This window comes from Pseudomonas sp. AC016, assembly GCF_979253365.1.
Window position 1 is genome coordinate 2,431,396 of record NZ_CEEDCC010000001.1, and the last position, 20,352, is coordinate 2,451,747.

The 20,352-nt window shown below is 60.4% G+C and carries 18 protein-coding genes; 10 read left to right on the top strand and 8 right to left on the bottom strand.

All coding sequences use genetic code 11. The features are described from left to right. Positions 1–15: 15 nt before the first annotated feature. From accB to AC0IXS_RS10870, 10 genes are all read left to right on the top strand, one after another. The gene (gene accB / locus AC0IXS_RS10825; protein WP_217666006.1) at positions 16–474 is read left to right on the top strand and encodes an acetyl-CoA carboxylase biotin carboxyl carrier protein; all 459 of its coding nucleotides are present in this window, start codon (positions 16–18) and stop codon (positions 472–474) included. 17 nt (positions 475–491) lie between these two features. Then, a complete protein-coding gene (gene accC / locus AC0IXS_RS10830; RefSeq protein WP_004885758.1) occupies positions 492–1,835 on the top strand; it encodes an acetyl-CoA carboxylase biotin carboxylase subunit in 1,344 nt (447 codons plus the stop codon). Positions 1,836–1,960: 125 nt separating this feature from the next. Beyond that, the gene (prmA, locus tag AC0IXS_RS10835; RefSeq protein ID WP_057409118.1) at positions 1,961–2,839 is read left to right on the top strand and encodes a 50S ribosomal protein L11 methyltransferase; all 879 of its coding nucleotides are present in this window, start codon (positions 1,961–1,963) and stop codon (positions 2,837–2,839) included. A 24-nt stretch (positions 2,840–2,863) separates the two neighbouring features. Continuing rightward, positions 2,864–4,222, top strand: coding sequence for a DUF3426 domain-containing protein (locus AC0IXS_RS10840; RefSeq protein WP_471824590.1), 1,359 nt, complete (start codon positions 2,864–2,866; stop codon positions 4,220–4,222). Positions 4,223–4,539: 317 nt separating this feature from the next. Further along, the gene (dusB, locus tag AC0IXS_RS10845; protein WP_122412363.1) at positions 4,540–5,553 is read left to right on the top strand and encodes a tRNA dihydrouridine synthase DusB; all 1,014 of its coding nucleotides are present in this window, start codon (positions 4,540–4,542) and stop codon (positions 5,551–5,553) included. Further along, a complete protein-coding gene (gene fis / locus AC0IXS_RS10850) occupies positions 5,550–5,870 on the top strand; it encodes a DNA-binding transcriptional regulator Fis (RefSeq protein ID WP_002555375.1) in 321 nt (106 codons plus the stop codon). Before dusB ends, fis begins: the two co-directional genes overlap by 4 nt. A gap of 81 nt (positions 5,871–5,951) precedes the next feature. Further along, entirely contained in the window at positions 5,952–7,556 is a 1,605-nt protein-coding gene (gene purH / locus AC0IXS_RS10855) for a bifunctional phosphoribosylaminoimidazolecarboxamide formyltransferase/IMP cyclohydrolase (protein ID WP_122423837.1), read from the top strand. Between the two features lie 201 nt (positions 7,557–7,757). Next, on the top strand, positions 7,758–9,053 hold the full coding sequence (gene purD / locus AC0IXS_RS10860) for a phosphoribosylamine--glycine ligase (RefSeq protein WP_029244011.1): 1,296 nt from the start codon (positions 7,758–7,760) through the stop codon (positions 9,051–9,053). 88 nt (positions 9,054–9,141) lie between these two features. Beyond that, positions 9,142–11,931, top strand: coding sequence for a hybrid sensor histidine kinase/response regulator RetS (gene retS / locus AC0IXS_RS10865; protein ID WP_069143720.1), 2,790 nt, complete (start codon positions 9,142–9,144; stop codon positions 11,929–11,931). A gap of 72 nt (positions 11,932–12,003) precedes the next feature. Beyond that, entirely contained in the window at positions 12,004–12,600 is a 597-nt protein-coding gene (locus AC0IXS_RS10870) for a MarC family protein (protein ID WP_122410530.1), read from the top strand. A gap of 6 nt (positions 12,601–12,606) precedes the next feature. Here the strand turns inward: AC0IXS_RS10870 and AC0IXS_RS10875 are convergent, their stop codons facing one another. The 8 genes from AC0IXS_RS10875 to cobG all read right to left on the bottom strand — a co-directional run bounded on the left by AC0IXS_RS10875 (position 12,607) and on the right by cobG (position 20,254). Further along, positions 12,607–13,242 (bottom strand): hypothetical protein, encoded by a 636-nt coding sequence (locus AC0IXS_RS10875; protein WP_471824594.1) that lies wholly within the window; start codon positions 13,240–13,242, stop codon positions 12,607–12,609. Positions 13,243–13,275: 33 nt separating this feature from the next. Beyond that, positions 13,276–13,911, bottom strand: coding sequence for a hypothetical protein (locus AC0IXS_RS10880; RefSeq protein WP_471824595.1), 636 nt, complete (start codon positions 13,909–13,911; stop codon positions 13,276–13,278). Beyond that, positions 13,895–14,629 (bottom strand): hypothetical protein, encoded by a 735-nt coding sequence (locus tag AC0IXS_RS10885; RefSeq protein ID WP_471824597.1) that lies wholly within the window; start codon positions 14,627–14,629, stop codon positions 13,895–13,897. Before AC0IXS_RS10885 ends, AC0IXS_RS10880 begins: the two co-directional genes overlap by 17 nt. 53 nt (positions 14,630–14,682) lie before the next feature. After that, complete coding sequence (locus AC0IXS_RS10890; RefSeq protein ID WP_471824599.1) at positions 14,683–15,513, bottom strand: hypothetical protein; 831 nt, start codon at positions 15,511–15,513, stop codon at positions 14,683–14,685. Between the two features lie 347 nt (positions 15,514–15,860). Next, positions 15,861–17,561, bottom strand: a complete 1,701-nt coding sequence (gene cobJ / locus AC0IXS_RS10895) for a precorrin-3B C(17)-methyltransferase (protein WP_471824601.1) — start codon at positions 17,559–17,561, stop codon at positions 15,861–15,863. Then, positions 17,561–18,292 carry a precorrin-2 C(20)-methyltransferase gene (locus tag AC0IXS_RS10900; protein ID WP_057409127.1) on the bottom strand — a complete coding sequence of 244 codons (732 nt, stop codon included), beginning with the start codon at positions 18,290–18,292 and terminating at the stop codon, positions 17,561–17,563. Before AC0IXS_RS10900 ends, cobJ begins: the two co-directional genes overlap by 1 nt. Next, complete coding sequence (locus AC0IXS_RS10905; protein ID WP_004885801.1) at positions 18,292–18,918, bottom strand: precorrin-8X methylmutase; 627 nt, start codon at positions 18,916–18,918, stop codon at positions 18,292–18,294. Before AC0IXS_RS10905 ends, AC0IXS_RS10900 begins: the two co-directional genes overlap by 1 nt. Continuing rightward, complete coding sequence (gene cobG / locus AC0IXS_RS10910) at positions 18,911–20,254, bottom strand: precorrin-3B synthase (RefSeq protein ID WP_081021734.1); 1,344 nt, start codon at positions 20,252–20,254, stop codon at positions 18,911–18,913. The genes AC0IXS_RS10905 and cobG overlap by 8 nt, the downstream gene beginning before the upstream one ends. Positions 20,255–20,352 lie beyond the last annotated feature (98 nt).

Below are 20,352 nucleotides of genomic sequence, written 5' to 3' on the forward strand. Positions count from 1 at the left end.
GGGAGTTGATGATTGATGGATATTCGCAAAGTCAAGAAACTGATCGAATTGCTGGAAGAGTCCGGCATCGACGAACTGGAAATTCGTGAAGGCGAAGAGTCCGTACGAATCAGCCGTCACAGCAAGACCCCGGCGCAACCGTATTACGCACCGGCTCCAGCACCTGTGGCTGCGCCGGTTGCTGCTCCTGTTCCAGCCGCTCCGGTTGCTGCTGAAGCGCCGTCGGCACCTGCGCTGAACGGCCACGTCGTCAAATCGCCAATGGTCGGTACGTTCTACCGCACCCCTGCGCCGACTTCGCCTGCATTCGTTGAAGTGGGCAAGACCGTCAAGGTCGGCGACACCATCTGCATCGTCGAAGCGATGAAAATGATGAACCACATCACTGCCGAGAAAGCCGGCGTGATCGAATCCATCCTGGTAGAAAACGGTCAGCCGGTTGAATTTGACCAGCCGCTGTTCACAATCGTTTGAACCGGGGAGAGCCTGCGATGTTGGAAAAAGTTCTGATCGCCAACCGCGGCGAAATTGCCTTGCGCATCTTGCGTGCCTGTAAGGAACTGGGCATCAAGACCGTCGCTGTACACTCCACGGCCGATCGCGAGTTGATGCACCTGGGCCTGGCAGACGAAACTGTCTGTATCGGTCCGGCGCCAGCCAACCTGTCCTATCTGCACATCCCTGCAATCATCGCGGCCGCCGAAGTCACCGGCGCCACGGCGATTCACCCGGGCTATGGCTTTCTCGCGGAAAACGCCGACTTTGCCGAGCAGGTCGAGAAATCGGGTTTTGCCTTCATCGGCCCCAAGGCCGACACCATTCGCCTGATGGGCGACAAGGTATCGGCCAAGGACGCCATGAAGCGCGCCAACGTGCCAACCGTTCCAGGTTCCGACGGTCCGCTGCCTGAAGACGAAGCCACTGCGCTGCGTATCGGCCGTGAAGTCGGCTACCCGGTGATCATCAAGGCCGCCGGTGGCGGTGGTGGTCGCGGCATGCGTGTGGTTCACAAGGAAGAAGACCTGATCGAAGCTGCTGCCCAGACCCGCGCCGAAGCGGCTGCCTGGTTCAGCAACCCGATGGTCTATCTGGAAAAATACCTGACCAACCCGCGTCACGTGGAAATCCAGGTCATTTCCGACGGCCAGGGCAACGCGATTCACCTCGGTGATCGTGACTGCTCGCTGCAACGCCGCCACCAGAAAGTACTGGAAGAAGCACCGGCCCCGTTCATCGATGAGCAAGCGCGCAAAGACGTCTTCGCTGCCTGCGTCAAGGCATGCGTCGACATCGGCTACCGCGGCGCGGGCACGTTCGAGTTCCTGTACGAGAACGGCCGCTTTTACTTCATCGAAATGAACACCCGTGTTCAGGTGGAGCACCCGGTTTCGGAGATGGTCACCGGTATCGACATCGTCAAGGAGATGCTAAGCATCGCCGCCGGCAACAAGCTCTCGTTTACTCAGGATGACGTAGTCATCAAGGGTCATTCGCTGGAGTGCCGGATCAACGCCGAAGACCCGAAAACCTTCATCCCGAGCCCAGGCCTGGTCAAGCATTTCCATGCGCCGGGCGGTAACGGTGTTCGTGTCGACTCGCACCTGTACAGCGGTTACAAGGTGCCATCGAACTACGACTCGCTGATCGGCAAGCTGATCACCTGGGGCGCGACCCGCGAAGAAGCCATGGCACGCATGCGCAACGCCCTGGACGAAATCGTGGTCGACGGGATCAAGACCAACATCCCGCTGCACCGTGATCTGACCCGTGATGAAGGCTTCTGCGAAGGCGGCGTCAACATTCACTACCTGGAGCACAAACTGGCCAATCAATAAGCCAGTGTGTTTCAAAACGACGAAGCCGCAGTGATGCGGCTTTGTTGTTTGCACCGCTTGGAAGTAAACTTGCCCGCTTCTCGCGGCCAAGCCCGCACTTATTTTTGAATCGAAGGTAATCCGCCATGCCTTGGCTGCAAGTCCGTCTCGCCATCAGCCCAGAACAAGCCGAAACCTACGAAGACGCTCTTCTCGAAGTCGGCGCCGTGTCCGTGACCTTCATGGACGCTGAAGACCAGCCGATTTTCGAACCCGAACTCAACACCACCCCGCTGTGGGCACACACCCACCTGCTGGCCCTGTTCGAAGCCGACACGGACGCCGATCTGGCACTGGCGCATCTGCGCCTGCTGACCGACGCCGAATTGCCCGAGCACACCGCCGAAGTCATCGAAGACCAGGACTGGGAACGCAGCTGGATGGACAACTTCCAGCCAATGCGCTTTGGCCAGCGCCTGTGGATCGTCCCGAGCTGGCATGCCGCACCCGAGCCTGACGCAGTGAATCTGCTGCTCGATCCAGGCCTGGCGTTCGGCACCGGCACGCACCCGACCACCGCACTGTGCCTGGAATGGCTCGACAGTCAGGACCTCAAGGACTGCAACGTGCTGGATTTCGGCTGCGGATCGGGCATTCTGGCCATCGCCGCACTGCTGCTGGGCGCCGAACAGGCGGTCGGCACCGACATTGACGTGCAGGCCCTTGAAGCCTCCCGTGATAACGCCGGGCGCAACAACATCGCCGAACAACGCTTTGCGCTCTACCTGCCGGAAGACCTGCCCCGTGAACCCGCCGATGTACTGGTCGCCAATATTCTGGCCGGCCCGCTGGTGTCACTGGCCCCGCAACTGGCAGAACTGGTCAGGCCGGGCGGGCGTCTCGCGCTGTCCGGCATTCTGGCCGAACAGGGAGAAGACGTGGCTGCAGCCTATGCTGCTACATTCGATCTGGACCCGATCGCGAACCGTGATGGCTGGGTACGCATCACGGGCCGTCGCCGTTAACCGCCGCCTGAACCGGACAGCCGCATGACCGACAGTTTCGTCACCCAGTGCCCTCACTGCCAGACCAGTTTCCGAGTCAGCCACGCACAACTGAGCGTGGCACGCGGCGTGGTGCGCTGCGGCGCCTGCCTGCAGGTCTTCAACGCCGCCCGGCAATTGCTGGAGCAGCGAGCGAGCGACGAGCCCGGTAAACCGGTGCAGACCGACGCGCCGCTGATTGTCGAGCCCCCAATCGCCGAGCCTCTTCAGCCCGCTCCGCCCGTTGCGCAGGTGCCCACTGCAGAGCCTGCTGCGCCAGCCCGCGTCGAGCCAGCCAGAGTTCAGGACGAAGACGAGGACCTGTGGCAGGTCAGCGAAATGGACCTGGACAATCTGAACCTGGACGAAGAACTGGCGCGCCTCGAAAAGCGCGACAACCCCCGGTCAGACAGCTTTGCGCGCCACAACCGTAGCGATGACAGCATGCTGACGGCGCAGCGTGACAACCCGCAGGCCGACGAATCCGCCTGGGTCGACACGCTGCACAACGATGACGTCAGTCATCTGCCTGAAGTGAAGGCTGAAGTCGTCGACGAGCCCGTCCACCACGACGACGGGCATGGGCATCCGTCAGACAACGACCGCACCGAACCGTCACTGTCCGCAGGCAACCACCTGGACGATGACGAGCCTATGGCGCCGCCGGTCAGTCTGCGCAAACAGCCTGTAACCGAAAAAGCCGAACGCTGGTCCGCAGTCGACGACGATGACATCGATGATCATGATGATGAATACGTCAACGACGAGCCGGAACCAGATCCGCGCAGCAAACGCACGCGCAATGAACCCGCCGTACGCGACAAGCCCCTGATTGACCTGACGGACGATCCTCTGCAACTGGACTGGCAGCCACCAAAGTCGCGATCGGGCCGTCGCCTTGCGTGGGCACTGCTGATCCTGCTGGCCCTCGTGGGACTTGCCGGGCAATACATCTGGTATCACTTCGATCAGTTGGCGCGCCAGGATCAATACCGTCCATGGTTCCAGCAATTGTGCCCGCAGATTGGCTGCAAGGTGCCGTCGAAAGTCGACATTTCCCTGCTCAAGAGCAGCAACCTGGTGGTGCGCAGTCATCCCGAGTTTCAAGGCGCCCTGATCGTGGATGCGATCATCTACAACCGCGCCTCATTCTCCCAGCCGTTTCCGCTGCTGGAGCTGCGGTTTGCCGATACCAGCGGTCAGCTCATTGCCAGTCGTCGGTTCAAACCGGGCGAATACCTGAGCGGTGAAATGGCGGGCAAGGAAGAGATGCCGCCGCAGACTCCCATCCATATTGCGCTGGATATCCTAGATCCGGGGGCGAAGGCCGTGAATTACAGCCTGAACTTCCGTTCGCCCGAATAGCGATCCTGCAGGGTGAAACCACCCTGCACAGACCTGCTTTATCTGTTGTTTTCCCCGAACAACCCAGCATTTTCGCCAGGTATTCCCTGACAATCGCGCTGGAATCACGGTCTTGGCGACATGGAAAAAGTTGTTCAGATTTTATCCAATTCAGCCTTTATCCAGTCATCGAGAGCGGGTATCATGCCCACCCTTTTTCAAACTCTCGGCTCGGTCTGACGGTTGCACAAGCAGCTGGCTGAACGACCCGTTGCAGACCGTGTGAAACGGTTGTTTACACGGCCTGCGGATGATTCGGCCCCACTATAGGTAAGGCTATGTCGGCGGTACGCATCGGCCCATATACATTGCAGAACGGCTTGATCCTCGCCCCGATGGCGGGCGTCACTGACCAGCCTTTCCGTCAGCTGTGCCGCCAACTCGGTGCAGGGCTGGTGGTCTCGGAAATGGTGACCAGCGACATGAGTCTGTGGAACAGCCGCAAATCGCGTCTGCGCATGATCCACGAAGGTGATCCCGAGCCCCGCTCGGTACAGATCGCCGGTGGAGATCCGCAGATGCTGGCGGACGCGGCGCGTGCCAATGTCGAGCTGGGAGCCCAGATCATCGACATCAACATGGGCTGCCCGGCCAAGAAGGTATGCAACAAGGCAGCCGGTTCAGCGCTGTTGAAAGACGAACAACTGGTGACCGAGATCCTGCAGGCCGTGGTGGCTGCGGTCGATGTGCCGGTCACGCTGAAGATACGCACCGGCTGGGACCGGGAGAACAAAAACGGGCTCACTGTCGCAAGAATCGCCGAGCAGGCCGGCATTCAGGCCCTCGCGGTCCACGGGCGAACCCGTGCAGACCTTTACACCGGTGAAGCCGAGTACGACACGATTGCCGCCATCAAGCAGGCCGTGTCGATCCCTGTATTTGCAAACGGCGACATCGATTCACCTGAAAAAGCCCGGTATGTACTGCAGGCCACCGGAGCGGACGGGTTACTGATTGGCAGGGCAGCCCAGGGGCGGCCGTGGATTTTTCGCGAGATAGAACACTACCTGCGTACCGGAGAGAAACTCCCGGCGCTGCAGCTCGGTGAAGTGGAGCGGATCCTGCTGGAGCATCTGGCAGCGCTTCATGTTTTCTATGGCGACGTGATGGGCGTGCGAATTGCACGCAAACATGTTGGCTGGTATCTCGCAACCTTGCCGGGCGCCAGGGAGTTTCGCGCCCGATTCAATCGATTGGAAGATACGGAAGCACAGTGCGCCAACGTTCGGGAGTTCTTCAGCCAAGGCTGCAAGGGCCCGGATAACCAGAACGATAAAGAGGTGGCCGCATGACGATGATGACCGAGACTTTAGTGAGTGGAACAACACCCGTGAGCGACAACGTCAATTTGAAACAACACCTGAACACGCCGAGCGAAGAGGGTCAGACCCTGCGTGGCAGTGTCGAGAAGGCGTTGCACAATTATTTCGCCCACCTCGAAGGCGCATCCGTCACTGACGTCTACAACCTGGTGTTGTCGGAAGTTGAGGCTCCGCTTCTGGAAAGCGTGATGAACTACGTCAAGGGCAACCAGACCAAGGCCTCCGAGCTGCTGGGCCTCAATCGCGGCACGCTGCGCAAGAAACTCAAACAGTACGATCTGCTTTAAGCATTCAAAACAGAAAAGGCGACCCACCTGACAGCGGTCGCCTTTTTTTGCTGACTTCTTTTGCTTTTGATGGAAATCGAGATGACCGACCAGACTACCCGCCTGCCGATCCGCCGCGCTTTGATCAGCGTATCCGACAAGACCGGAATCCTCGAATTCGCCCGCGAGCTTGAAGCGCTGGGCGTCGAGATCCTGTCCACTGGCGGCACGTTCAAGCTGCTCAGGGACAACGGAGTTGCGGCAGTGGAAGTGGCCGACTACACAGGCTTCGCCGAAATGATGGATGGCCGGGTCAAGACCCTGCACCCCAAGATCCACGGCGGCATTCTGGGACGTCGCGGCATCGACGATGCAATCATGAACGAGCACGGTATCAATCCGATCGACCTGGTTGCCGTCAATCTCTATCCGTTCGAAGCCACCGTCTCCAAGCCGGGCTGCGACCTGCCGACCGCGATTGAAAACATCGACATCGGTGGCCCGACCATGGTCCGTTCCGCCGCCAAGAACCACAAGGACGTCGCCATCGTCGTCAACGCGAGCGACTACGGCCAGGTGCTGGAAAGCCTCAAGGCTGGCGGCCTGACCTATGCCCAGCGTTTCGACCTGATGCTCAAGGCGTTCGAACACACCGCCGCCTACGACGGCATGATCGCCAACTACCTGGGCAGCGTCGATCAGACGGCACAGACCCTGAGCACCGAAGGCCGCAGCCAGTTCCCCCGCACCTTCAACACCCAGTTCGTCAAGGCACAGGAAATGCGCTACGGCGAGAACCCGCACCAGAGCGCGGCGTTCTACGTTGAAGCCAAACCTGCCGAAGTCGGCATCGCGACCGCCACTCAGTTGCAGGGCAAGGAACTGTCGTTCAACAACGTGGCTGATACCGATGCCGCGCTGGAATGCGTGAAGAGCTTCGTCAAACCTGCCTGTGTGATCGTCAAGCATGCCAACCCGTGCGGCGTCTCGGTCTGCCCGGACGACGAAGGCGGTATCCGCCAGGCCTACGAGCTGGCCTACGCCACCGACACCGAGTCGGCCTTTGGCGGCATCATTGCGTTCAACCGTGAGCTGGATGCCGAGACGGCCAAAGCCATCGTCGAGCGTCAGTTCGTCGAAGTGATCATTGCCCCGAGCGTCAGCGCCGAAGCGCAGGCCATCGTGGCCAGCAAAGCCAATGTGCGCCTGCTGACCTGCGGCCAGTGGAGCGAGCGCACCCCTGCGTGGGACTACAAGCGCGTCAACGGCGGTCTGCTGGTGCAGAGCCGTGACATCGGCATGATCACGGCCGACGACCTCAAGGTCGTTACCAAGCGCGCCCCGACCGAGCAGGAAATCCACGACCTGATCTTCGCCTGGAAAGTCGCCAAGTACGTGAAGTCCAACGCCATTGTCTACGCCAAGAACCGCCAGACCATCGGCGTCGGCGCAGGCCAGATGAGCCGCGTGAACTCGGCGCGCATCGCCGCCATCAAGGCCGAGCACGCCGGTTTGCAGGTACAGGGCGCAGTCATGGCTTCCGACGCATTCTTCCCGTTCCGTGACGGCATCGACAATGCGGCCAAGGTCGGCATCACCGCTGTCATCCAGCCGGGCGGCTCGATGCGTGACAATGAAGTCATCGCCGCGGCAGACGAAGCCGGTATTGCGATGGTTTTCACCGGTATGCGCCACTTCCGCCACTAACTCAGGAAACGGCCGCACTGCCGCAGGCGTCTGCTGCGTTGGATGGGGCTCCGCTGATGCTCATTGCCAGGAGGCAACTCCGCTCAGCGAAGCCCCATCCGCCTTGCATACACCTACGCCATTGCGACCTCGTACCGCGGGGTCATCTGACGATGAACTGCCGCGCTACCTCCCAGAATCAGCGTCATCGAGGTTTTTGACATGAATGTTTTGATTATCGGCAGTGGCGGTCGTGAACACGCCCTGGCATGGAAAGTCGCGCAGGATCCACGTGTAGAGAAAGTATTCGTTGCGCCGGGCAACGCAGGCACGGCCATCGAAGCCAAGTGTGAAAACGTTGCAATCGACGTGCTGGCGCTGGAGCAACTGGCTGACTTCGCCGAGAAGAACGTCTCGCTGACCATCGTCGGCCCGGAAGTGCCGCTGGTGGCTGGCGTCGTGGACCTGTTCCGCAGCCGCGGCCTGGATTGCTTCGGCCCGACTGCCGGTGCAGCCCAGCTTGAAGGTTCCAAGGCGTTCACCAAGGACTTTCTGGCACGCCACAAGATCCCGACCGCCGATTACCAGAACTTCACCGAAATCGAGCCGGCGCTGGCCTACCTGCGCGAAAAAGGCGCACCGATCGTCATCAAGGCCGACGGCCTGGCGGCCGGCAAGGGCGTCATCGTTGCAATGACCCTGACCGAAGCCGAAGACGCCGTACGCGACATGCTGGCAGGCAATGCCTTTGGTGACGCAGGCTCGCGCGTCGTGATCGAAGAATTCCTCGATGGCGAAGAAGCCAGCTTCATCGTCATGGTCGACGGCAAGAACGTTCTGCCCATGGCCACCAGTCAGGATCACAAGCGTGTCGGCGATGGCGACAGCGGCCCGAACACCGGCGGCATGGGTGCCTACTCCCCTGCCCCGGTGGTGACCGCCGAGGTTCATCAGCGGGTCATGGACCTGGTTATCTGGCCGACCGTCCGGGGCATGGCAGAGGAAGGCAACGTTTACACGGGCTTCCTCTATGCTGGTCTGATGATCGACAAGGCTGGCAACCCCAAGGTGATCGAATTCAACTGCCGTTTCGGCGACCCGGAAACCCAGCCGGTCATGCTGCGACTGCAATCGAGTCTGGTACTGCTGGTCGAGGCCGCCCTGGCACAGGCGCTGGACAAGATCGAAGCGCAATGGGATCCACGCCCGAGCCTGGGGATCGTTCTGGCAGCAGGCGGCTACCCTGCCGACTACGCCAAGGGCGATTTCATCAACGGGCTGGATGAAGCCGCTAAACTCAATGGCAAGGTTTTCCACGCAGGCACCGCTCTGCAGGATGGCCGTGTCGTGACCAGCGGTGGTCGTGTACTGTGTGCGACAGCCCTGGGCGACAGCGTGGGCACCGCTCAGCAGAACGCCTACGCGCTGGCGGCAAAGATTGATTGGGAAGGTTGTTTCTATCGCAAGGACATTGGCTACCGGGCCATTGCCCGTGAGCGTGGTGAGAGCCAGGAATAAACGACCGGGCCGGCCTCTTCATGAGGCTGGCCGGTTTTCCCGGCGCTGCGCAGTTTTACCAGGTATTCACTCACGAAGGGATTTCATTGTGCGCTGGCTCAGGATTGCCATAGCCTCAACCGTCGGGTTGATGACCTTGCTCTTCATGCTCTCGGCTCAAGCCGAACATGGATCGGGCTGGTCAACGTTGCTCGACGAAAAGGCAAGCCTGGACCTGGAGGAAATCCGTTCGGCGCGCTATCAGAATCAGTTCAGCCCTGTCGAACTCGAACGCGTCACTGCAGCGGGCAGACACAGCGCTGTCTGGCTGCACTATCGACAGCATCCGACCCAGCACGAGCAACTGCTGCGTATCTTCGCACCCGACCTTGCCACCGCCGACATGTACGTCATGGACGGAGATCGTCTGGTCGACTACATGCGCACAGGCAATGAAGTACCCAGGCAGGATCAGCGACTGCCATCCAACGACTTTCTGCTGACCGTACCGCAAAGCAGCGTCCCGCTGGACATCTACCTCAGGCTGGTTTCAACCCAGCAAATGCGTCCCAGCATCACGCTGGAGCCCGCCATCGAAAGCGCAGCCGACGAAACCGAGCCGTTTCTGTTCGGGCTGCTGTTCGGTGCTCTGGCCATGCTCATTGTTCAGAACCTGACCCGCTATGGACACTCCCGCTCGCGCAGCAATCTGTGGCTGGCGGCCTGTGAGGCCTTGCTTGCACTGAGCGCCCTGCTGCTACTCAACCTGCTCAGCCCACTCGAGTCCTGGAACATCGCACAGACTCCTGGCGCCCATCTCGCCTTGCTGATGGCCGCCATTGCCGGATTGATCTACACCTACTGCTTCTTTGTGCATCGCAACGTGAAAGTGCTGGATCGTCTGCTGCTGGGCAATGCCGTGCTCATGGGCATCGGTGCGATGCTTGTGATGCTCGACGACGACCTGCCCATCAACATCCTGACCTTCGTGCTGGTTTCCCTGACCACGCTGAGCATCCTCGCGGTCTCGGTATGGCACTGGCAGAAAGGCTACCGCTCGGCGCGTCTGTTCGTGCTGGGCATGATCACCTTCAACATCGGCTACATGATCGTGCTGCCCGGCCTGCTGTGGCTGAGTCTGGTGCCGCCACAGTGGCTGATCCTCGCCTTGCTGTGCGTGTTCTGCATCAGCGGGCTGTTGATGAGCATCGCCCTCAGCGAGCGCCAGCGCAGCATCACCGAAGATCGATTCAGCATCAGCCGCGATCAGGCTGCCAGTACGGCTGAAATCAATGCCAAGGCAGAATTCCTGGCCAAGATCAGTCATGAAATCCGCACCCCGATGAACGGCGTGCTGGGCATGACCGAGCTGCTGCTGGGCACCCCGCTGTCGGTCAAGCAACGCGATTACGTGCAGACCATTCACAGTGCGGGTAACGAACTGCTCACGCTGATCAACGAAATTCTCGACATCACCAAGCTTGAATCGGGGCAGATCGAACTGGACGACGTGCAGTTCGACATCAGCGCGCTGGTCGAAGACTGCCTGAACATCTTCCGCGCCAAGGCCGAGCAACAACAGGTCGAACTCATCAGCCTGATTCAGCCGCAGGTGCCTCGCGTGATCGGCGGTGACCCGACCCGACTGCGCCAGACACTGTTGAGCCTGCTGGAAAACGCACTGAAAAAAACCGAAGAAGGCGAAATCCTGCTGGCCGTCGCGCTGGACACTGCAAAGTCCGGCACGCCGCGTCTGCGCATCTCCGTGCAGGACACCGGTGAGTCACTGTCGGATGAAGAGCGTGACGCACTGCTGCACGCGGAATTGCACAGCAAGAATTTCCTGGCCAGCAGCAAGCTGGGCGGCCACCTCGGGCTGGTGATCGCGCGGCAATTGATCGTGCTGATGGATGGCGAATTCGGCATTCAGAACAGCGGCACGCCTGGCAATACCCTTTGGCTGACGCTGCCGCTGGACGCCAAGCTGCTGGAACAGCCCACCATCGATCTGGACAGTCCGCTGAAGGATGCGCGCGTACTGGTGGTCGACGACAATGACACCTGCCGCAAGGTGCTGGTGCAGCAATGCAGCGCCTGGGGCCTGAACGTGAGTGCCGTGGCCTCCGGCAAGGAAGCGCTGGCCCTGCTACGCACCAAGGCGCACTTGCGTGACTACTTCGACGTGGTGCTGCTGGATCAGAACATGCCGGGCATGACGGGCATGCAACTGTCGGCCAAGATCAAGGAAGACCCAAGCCTCAACCACGACATCCTGCTGATCATGCTGACCGGCATCAGCAATGCGCCGAGCAAGATCATCGCCCGTAACGCGGGCATCAAACGCATTCTGGCCAAGCCCGTGGCAGGCTACACACTCAAGACCACACTGGCCGATGAATTGACCCAGTTGAACAAGGGCGTCACACCGATCAATCCGGCGCCTGTGCTGAACATGCCGGTTCGTGTGCCAAGCGATTTCCGCATTCTGGTGGCCGAAGACAACAACATCTCGACCAAGGTGATCCGCGGCATGCTGGGCAAGCTCAACCTGCATCCCGATACCGCCAGCAATGGCGAGGAAGCCCTCCGCGCCATGAAAGCGCAGCGCTACGATCTGGTGCTGATGGACTGCGAAATGCCGATCCTCGACGGGTTCTCGGCTACCGAGCAGTTACGCGCCTGGGAAGTCGGCAACCAGCGCGTACGCACGCCGGTCGTGGCCCTGACCGCGCACATCCTTACCGAACACAAGGATCGTGCACGTCAGGCTGGCATGGACGGCCATATGGCCAAGCCTATCGAACTGTCTCAGTTGCGTGAGCTGGTCGAGCACTGGGTCGCGCAACGCGACAAGGTTCGCGGCCTCACATCGGCTGGCGAACTCTACCAGCAGAACTGACAACGTCGGGTCAGGCAGCGCGCTGCCTGATAGACTGCTCTCGCCCGCCCTCTGCCGCCAAGAGCCCATGCCATGCTCCATGTGTTGTCCAGCGTTTACCTGAAGATGCTGGTGCTTTACAGCCCGTTCTTCGTCCTGTCCTGCTTTATCAGCCTGACCCGTGGCCATTCGCGCAAGGAACAGAAGCGCCTGGCCTGGAAAGTCGCGCTTGCAACGCTGGTTTCAAGCGTCCTGCTGTACCTGTTCGGGCGGGTGATTTTCGATGTGTTCGGCATCACGGTCGATGCATTCCGGATCGGCGCCGGCAGCGTCCTGTTCATCTCGGCGCTGGGCATGGCTCAGGGCAAGTCCGCCGTCCAGACCGATAACATCCAGCAGGACGTGACCATCGTTCCGCTGACCATCCCGATCACCGTCGGCCCTGGCACAATCGGCGCACTGCTGGTCATGGGCGTGAGCCAGCCACACTGGGATGACAAGCTCACCGCCATTCTGAGCATTGCGCTGGCCAGTCTCACAGTCGGTGTGGTGCTTTACCTCTCCAACCGTATCGAGCGAATCCTCGGCGACCAGGGCCTGCAGATCGTCAGTCGGCTGATGGGGCTTTTCGTCTGTGCGCTGGCCGCGCAGATTATCTTTACCGGTGTCCGGGGCTATCTGGTGCCGTGAGCCGGTTCAGATCTGAACCGAACGAATCAGGCTTTTGCTTCTTCCAGCCAGATAACGGATCACATCTTCGCGATGCGCAGCGTAGGTCCGGCTGTCAAAGGTGTAACTTCCGCCCTTGAAAAAGAACACCAGCCTGCGCCCACCGGCGGAATAAGTGTCCGCCACCAATTGCAGACCACAGAGCAGCATCACGATCTGCCCATTACCCATTTTCGCGCAGGGTACGATCTGAAAACTGCCAAGGCGTGATCGTCCAGAGCCCGATTGAAAATAGGCACCTGCTGCCTGATAGATCCCCGCCGCCTCGAATGAGCGGCGGACAAGATCCCCGAGCAACTGGTGATCACCCACGCCCCTGATGGCAAACGTCGCATTTCTCAAGTCTGCCACACTGCTGACCAGCAGCGAATCATCCATGACCAGACTCTGGGCATGCACGCCACGAAAGCCGAGCCTGCTGCGGTAGTAATGCATCCAGCTGCTCCACTGTTTCTCGAAGTCCAGATGCGCTCCGGCGAACAGCTGGGCGTCCAGCAGCACATCCTGAAGATCAAGACGCTCCTGCACAGACAGGCCGGGCAGAAACGTCACCAGACTCGGTATGTTGCCCAGATAGGCCGCGTTATTTTCGTAAGCACTCATTGTGAGACTCCCCTCCGTGGGATGTGATCCACACTACAACTGAATGACCGCCTCCCTGGCACGACTGGCCAGTTCATCCCGGACACGTGAGCGCACAGGATCAAACAGCTCGCGGCTGAACCGGTACGCAGCCCCGGCACAGTCGACCCTCATCTCGCCATTGAGTACGTCCCACGGGAAAAAGCCTCTCCTGAACGCCATGGTGGTCATTTGCAGGCCGCACAGCATGATGGAGACCTTACCGTCGTCACTCATGACACAGGGCACCACCTGGATGCTTTCGGTTCGTCCTGAGCTGAACCATGAATTGAAGAACGCCTTGGCTTGCCCGCTGTTCATGAGCGTATCGAATGAGTAGCTGAACAGTTCACGAAGCTCGGCAGAAGGGAATCCATTCAAAAACGGCTCATGCCGCAAGTCGCGAAGGCGACGAATCATGAATGTCGAATCGGCGATGATTGCGGTACGTTGCGCTCCAGCATCATCCACAGACCCTCGGTAGGTCTCCAGCCACCCCCTCCAGTTGCGTTGCACCGACGTCTCGTCATCGGCGAGAAACTGCGCATAAAGCAGGCAGTCTAGAATGTCCTGTCGCAGGTCTGCGCCGATACCGTCCCCAAACGACACCAGATTGTTTCCACATAAAATGCTGTCATGGTCGAGCGACATCGACCACCTCCTCGAGCGACATGACCAGCACGGGATCCTGCTTCTGCCGAGCGGTATGAAACACGTCGCGAAACGGCGCATATATCTGATCCATCAGACGCATCGAATAGGCGGTCATTTCAACATTCCCACAGACCTGTCCGGGATCAAGCGGCTCGAACAGAAATTCATCCATAAGGGGCTGGCGGGTCTTGAAATGCACCAGTGCAATATCAAGAGTGTTATCAGCGGCGGCGAAGCCCAATTGAAATGCCAAGGTGCTCTTACCTGCCCTGGCCCTGCAAGACGGGTCAGGGCTGACAGCCGGAGAATCCTCAACGTGGATGGCCTGACTGGCCAGCAGTTTTATCGCTGGCTGCGCCGACGGTTGCGTGTTCGCCAACCGCATCAACGCCTCGACTCGAGTCAGAGCCGAGTTCGAAACGGATGCGGAAAAGGCTTGAGCGGCAAGGCTCCAGACCGTATTCAACGTTCCAGCCACCAGCGGCTCGCTTATATGCTCACTCGCCTTCAGCGCCCAGCCAAAACGCAGAGCAGCTGCAAGCCATAGCTCCTTCCAGCTCTCGAAATCACTGAATCGGTCATGTTTTTTGGAAGCTGCCAATTGGAGATACAACATTGAATCCAGGATATCGTTTTGCTGGTCAACCTCCAGCGACTCGGGAAAGAACAACAGACTGCCCGCATTGACCACACGTCCTTTAAATACCTGTTCCATTCTCAGTTCCTTCTGAAAAGTTGCGGAAGCCCAGGGCTTCCGCAGGCAAAGAATCAGATATCAAACTCTTCCAGTGCATTCCTGGCGTTTTCATCAAGCTTCTTCTGAACCACATCGCGAACGCTGGCATAGACGCGAGTATTGAACACCAGGCTGTTTTCACCCTTGTAAGTCTCGACATCCGAATTCTGCCATTCCCAGAACATCACATTGGTCACATCGATGTTGCTGCTGAAGGCAACCGCGCCCATGGCCAGGCTGACATCGCCATCGGCAGACTCGGTGCAGGCTGCGATACGGAAGTTACCGCCACGATGTGTCTTGGTCTGGCGCTCGAAAAGACGCAGTGGCTCTTTCCTGGCGCTCAGGGCTGTGACGGCATCCTTGGCCACTTTCAACATGGCGACCGATGCAGGCCCCGGCAGTGTTGCGGCGGCAATCGCCGAGCCCAGAATCTCAAGACCGACTTCATCCATGGTGAAACGTTGCTGGGTAGCGCGATAACGCGCATAGCTCCAGTGGGTCGAGAGCCAACCCAGCTTGGAAAGTACCGTGTTGAACAGAGCGTACCACTGGTCACTCTGGGATTCGGGGTTGTGTTTGACGTTGGCAACCAGGGTGGCGTAGAGCAGGGAGTTCATCACGTCGTCTTTATTCTGACGCGATACGCCCTCGGCGAACGCGATAAGCGTGCCGCCTGCTATAGCCGCACCTGCACCCTCTACACTTTCCTGAGGATCCGACAACAGGCTTGCGGCCGTCGGGAGCGCAGCCTGCGCGTCGACCTGCTCGGCAAGCGAACGCGAGGCGTCAGCCAGCTCATAATTTGCCAGACCGGCATAGTCCATTTGATCGATGTTATTCATGGTTGCTTCGTGCTTCATTTCATTAGTCCTTTAATTCATGAAAGTCCTTGTGGACGCAATCGAGAATAACCAAACCACTCTGGAACGTTTGCATGGCTTACTTTGTAACGCCCGCACATAGGCGCAAGCGTCCAGCCCGATAAAGGAAAATCTGAATATCAGCGAAGCTGATCACGCCCCAGAAGACATGGGGGTTCATGAACTTTCATAAGAAGCCGAGGGAAACCGGCTACAGCGCCCGCCGCCCTAACGGAATAAATTCACTCAGACCGGGGGTCAAAACCCGGTCGAGATCACAGTGCTCTCGTGAGTGAGCTTCGGCGTTTTCCCACCTCCATATGGAAGAACGCCGACCGTCAGCCGCATCATTTCTCAGGTTTGGCGCCATACCAGCGTGGCGTGTAGACCCACAGACCGCCCTCATTGCGAGGAAAGGTACAGGTCAGAGACGAGCCGATCAGCACCATCGTGCGCATGTCCACCTGCTCCGGCGTCAACTCGCCCAGCGTGATGATCCGCAGGGTCTGACCCGGACGGCCAATGTCTCGGCCCAGCGTGACTGGCGTTTCAGGTGTGCGGTGCTGACGCACGATCTCCAGCGCCCGGCCCAGTTGCCAGGGCCGCGAGCGGGAAATCGGGTTATAGAACGCCAGCGCAAGGTCCGCCTGAGAGGCCAGGTCCAGACGCTTTTCGATGACGTCCCACGGCTTGAGATTGTCCGACAGCGAGAGTACGCAGAAGTCATGCCCCAACGGCGCACCGGCCTGAGCGGCGGTTGCCAGCGAGGCAGAGACGCCGGGCAGGATTTCCAGCTCGACAGCCCGCCACTGCGGATTGTCGGACTCATGCAGCGCTTCGAGTACGGCCGAGGCCATGGCGAACACACCAGGGTCGCCCGACGACACCACCACCACCGAGCGACCTTGTGCCGCCAGCTCGAACGCATGGCGTGCCCGCATCATCTCTTCGCGGTTATCGGTGCAGTGCAGCACCTGATCCGCACGAAACGGTCCGGCCATGCGCACGTAGGTCTCATAGCCCAGCACATCGTTGGCCCTTGCCAGCTCAGCCTTGACTGCGGGCACCATCAGGTCTGCCGCGCCCGGCCCCAGGCCGATCACAGCAAGACGCCCGCGGCCACGACCGATGCAGCTCACGTCCAGCGGCTGAGCCGCGACCGAGATAGCCAGGCCCGAAGTGCTCACAGGTGGCAGTAATTGCGGGACCGCACTCATCGCCATCTCACTGGGCGAGCCTGCACTGACAAAACGCACCGGCACGTCCAGCTCTACGGCAGCCTGATGCAGCAGCGCATTGGCCATGTGGTGCTCATCCGCCAGCAGGCAGGCCAGAGACTGTTCGGCGATGCGGCCGTCACGCAGGGCCTGGCGAACCCGAGACGCCAGTTCAGGCGAGCACTCGTCCACCGCCACAAGCACGTTGCGCGGATAGATCAGCAGTTCGTTGGCCGACGGTTCACGCAGACCGGAGCCAATGTGGATCGACAATTCCGCCTGCGGGTCTTCAGGCAGTTGCGCCTGAGCCAGCCAGGGCGCGTCACCTTCGATACGTACCTGTTCGCCGGACAGCAGATCGGACACGAAGCGCTTGCCCAGTTCCAGGTCGCCCAACGCATAGCCACTCGGCGGATTGAGCAGACAGGTGCCGAATCGCAGTTCACCACTGGTGGTGATCGCCGGATTGACCGCGAGGCCTGCGGCAATCGTGCGGGCCATGACGTTGACGCCGCCCAGCCCGCCGAGCAGCGGCACCACCGCGCTGCCATCTTCAGCCACGGCCAGCACCGGCGGCTCGACGCCCTTCTCCAGCAACAGCGACGCCAGGGTACGAATCACGATGCCCGCCGCGCACAGCGCAATGATCGGGGTGTTCTGCTGATACAACTGACGCACGGTGGCGCCGAATTCGGTGTAGGTGCTATCAGCGCCCTGTACTCGTTCAGCCAGACCGTGAATCACTGCACCGGGATACAGACGCTGGATACGCCGTGCGGTCGCAAGGCTGCCGTTGCCGAGAATGACGATGGCGGGAATGTTGTGCGCCATCAGCCTTGCCACCTGTCGCCGGGAACAATGATCAACGAGAAATAGGGCGAGGACATCGGATCGACCTGATCCAGCGGCACGATCTTCTGATTGGCCATGGTGGCCCGCTCGACGTAAAGCGCACGTCCGTGCATGCCCAGTTCGGTCAGCACTTCTCGCACCTTATGGAAGTTGCGACCCAGCTTCATGATCACCGCCGCGTCGGCATCGGCCAGCTTGCGTTTCAGGTCTTCATGGGAGAGCACGCCAGACAGCACCGACAGGCTCTGATTGCGATACACCAACGGCGCACCCAGCACCGAAGCGCCGCCCAGCATCGAGCAGACGCCTGGAATCACCTCAGCTTCGTAACGCTCGGCCAGGCGGTCGTGCAGGTACATGTAGGAGCCGTAGAAGAACGGGTCGCCTTCGCAGATTACCGCCACGTCCCGGCCGGCATCCAGATGTGCAGCGACCTGTTGGCTCGACACGTCATAGAAGTCACTGATGACTTTTTCGTACGACAACGGCGCAGGCAACGCTTCGGTGGTGACCGGGTAGACCAGCGGCATCAGCGTCTGCACATCCTGCAGGTGTGCTTCGATGATGCCGAACGCGTTGCCTTTCTTGCCCTTGGCCACGAAATACGCGACCACTGGCGACTCGCGCAGCAGGCGTAGGGCCTTCACGGTAATCAGTTCCGGGTCGCCGGGGCCGACACCCAGGCCAATCAATCGACCGCGTGCCTGCATCATTCGATCTCCGTGGCCAGTGCGTTGACGGCGGCCACAGCCATGGCGCTGCCGCCACGACGGCCCTGCATGATCACGAACGGCACGCCACGGCTGTCAGCGGCGAGCATGGCCTTGGACTCGGCGGCGCCGACGAAGCCAACCGGGAAACCGAGGATCAGCGCAGGCTTGGGCGCACCGGCATCGAGCATTTCCAGCAGATAGAACAGCGCCGTCGGTGCGTTACCGATCACCACCACACTGCCTTCCAGGTGCGGACGCCACAGTTCCAGCGCCACGGCGGAACGGGTGTTGCCCAATTCCAGCGCCATCTCGCGTACGCCTTCGTCGTGCAGCGTGCAGATGATTTCGTTATTGGCCGGCAGACGCGTGCGGGTGATGCCCTCGGACACCATGCGCGCATCACACAGGATCGGTGCGCCCGCCGCCAGCGCATCACGCCCGGCCTTGCCTGCGCCCGGCGAGAAGCGCAGGTCTTCGATGACTTCGACCATTCCGCAGGCGTGGATAACGCGCACGGCGAGTTTTTCCAGGTCGGCAGGGATCGTGTCCAGGCGCGCTTCAGCGCGAATGATCGAGAAGGAGTTGCGATAAATCTCCTGACCATCGCGGATGTAATCAATCATGCATGCTGCTCCGTGAGTCGGCGTTCAACAACGCACCGACTGCTTCAATAGTGAGGTCACGCGCGCGCAGCACACCGAAACCGGCATGGGCTGCGTCGCGAAAATAAAGGTCATAGCGGCCGGGCGAGACGGCCAGCAGGGTCACGGGTGCCACATGTGCCGCCGCGCAGGAACGTCGGCAACCCGTGAGGTGCACCGCCTGGCTTTCATGCAAGCTGGCGGCCAGCAATCGGGCGTCAGCCTTGGTGTCGGCCAGTCCCTTGGCACACCCGGCAGAACCTGTGCAGGCAACAATGTGCGCCAGCGGCTCCTCGACCGAGCCGATCAGGCCGGCAGCCTGCAACGCATCGAGCACATCAGGCCCTCGTTCGACCGGAACGTTGGGCAGCATCAGGCTTTGCCAGGGCGTCAGACGCAAAGAGCCGTCGCCCTGCTCCATGGCCAGTTGCGCGACAGCCGAGAGCATCCCGGCATCGAGACGTCCCAGCGGTACGGCAGCGCCCAGCGCGACCAAGCCTGCATCGGCCTGTGGATAAATCCCGATATGACGATCTGGCTGGATGGCAGGACGTTGCCAGTCTGTAATCCCGGGCTCGACGCGCAAGGCGACGTTCAAACGCGCCGAAAGCCGGCTGAGGATTTCGTCGGTCGATACCTCGGCCAGCAGGTGGCGCATGCGGGTGTGCTCCGGCCGCGCCAGATCGAGAAACAGCTCCAGCAACCCCACGACCAGTGCCTGACCATGGACCAGAGACACTGCAGCCAAAGGCTTGTCACGAGCCGGACAGCCTGCCAGTCCGAACGCCAGCATCACCTGGTCGCCATGTTTCAGCGCCGAAAGCCACAGGTCATGTGGATGCTCCAGCATCACCAGCGCTTCGCCAGCGTCCAGCGAAATCGCGAACTTGGGCGACAGCTCGTGGAAGCGCGGATGCGTTTCCAGCGCCGCGAGAATCTGCGCTGCCAGCGGCCGGGCATCGAACAGACTCTGCGCGTCCAGGCCGGCCACCGGGCTGAGCATCAGGTTGCGCACATCGTCGCTGTCGGGATTGTCCGGGCCAAGACCTGCGTCCATGAGGACACGGATCAGCCCATCGTGGTCATCGCCTACCCCACGAATCTGCAGGTTGGAGCGGTTGGTGGCTTCGATCACGCCCTGTGCATAAGTCCGCGCCGCGTGAGCCACAGCCTGCGCCTGTGGAGCCAGCAGCACCCCGCCGGGCAGTTTGATCCGGCAGATGCCACCGTCCAGCGCCGGGACGATACGCAGCAACCCCGGACAGGCCGAGGGGCGTAGCGTTGCGCTGGATGTGCGAGCGTACTTCTGCTCGTTCAAGGGATCACCTGGCAGGAACCGGCTGGAGCCGTACGTGGATTAGAGCACTTGTACCCCGTCGGGCGCGGTATTATGCCTGCTTTGTCCGCAGGCATGAA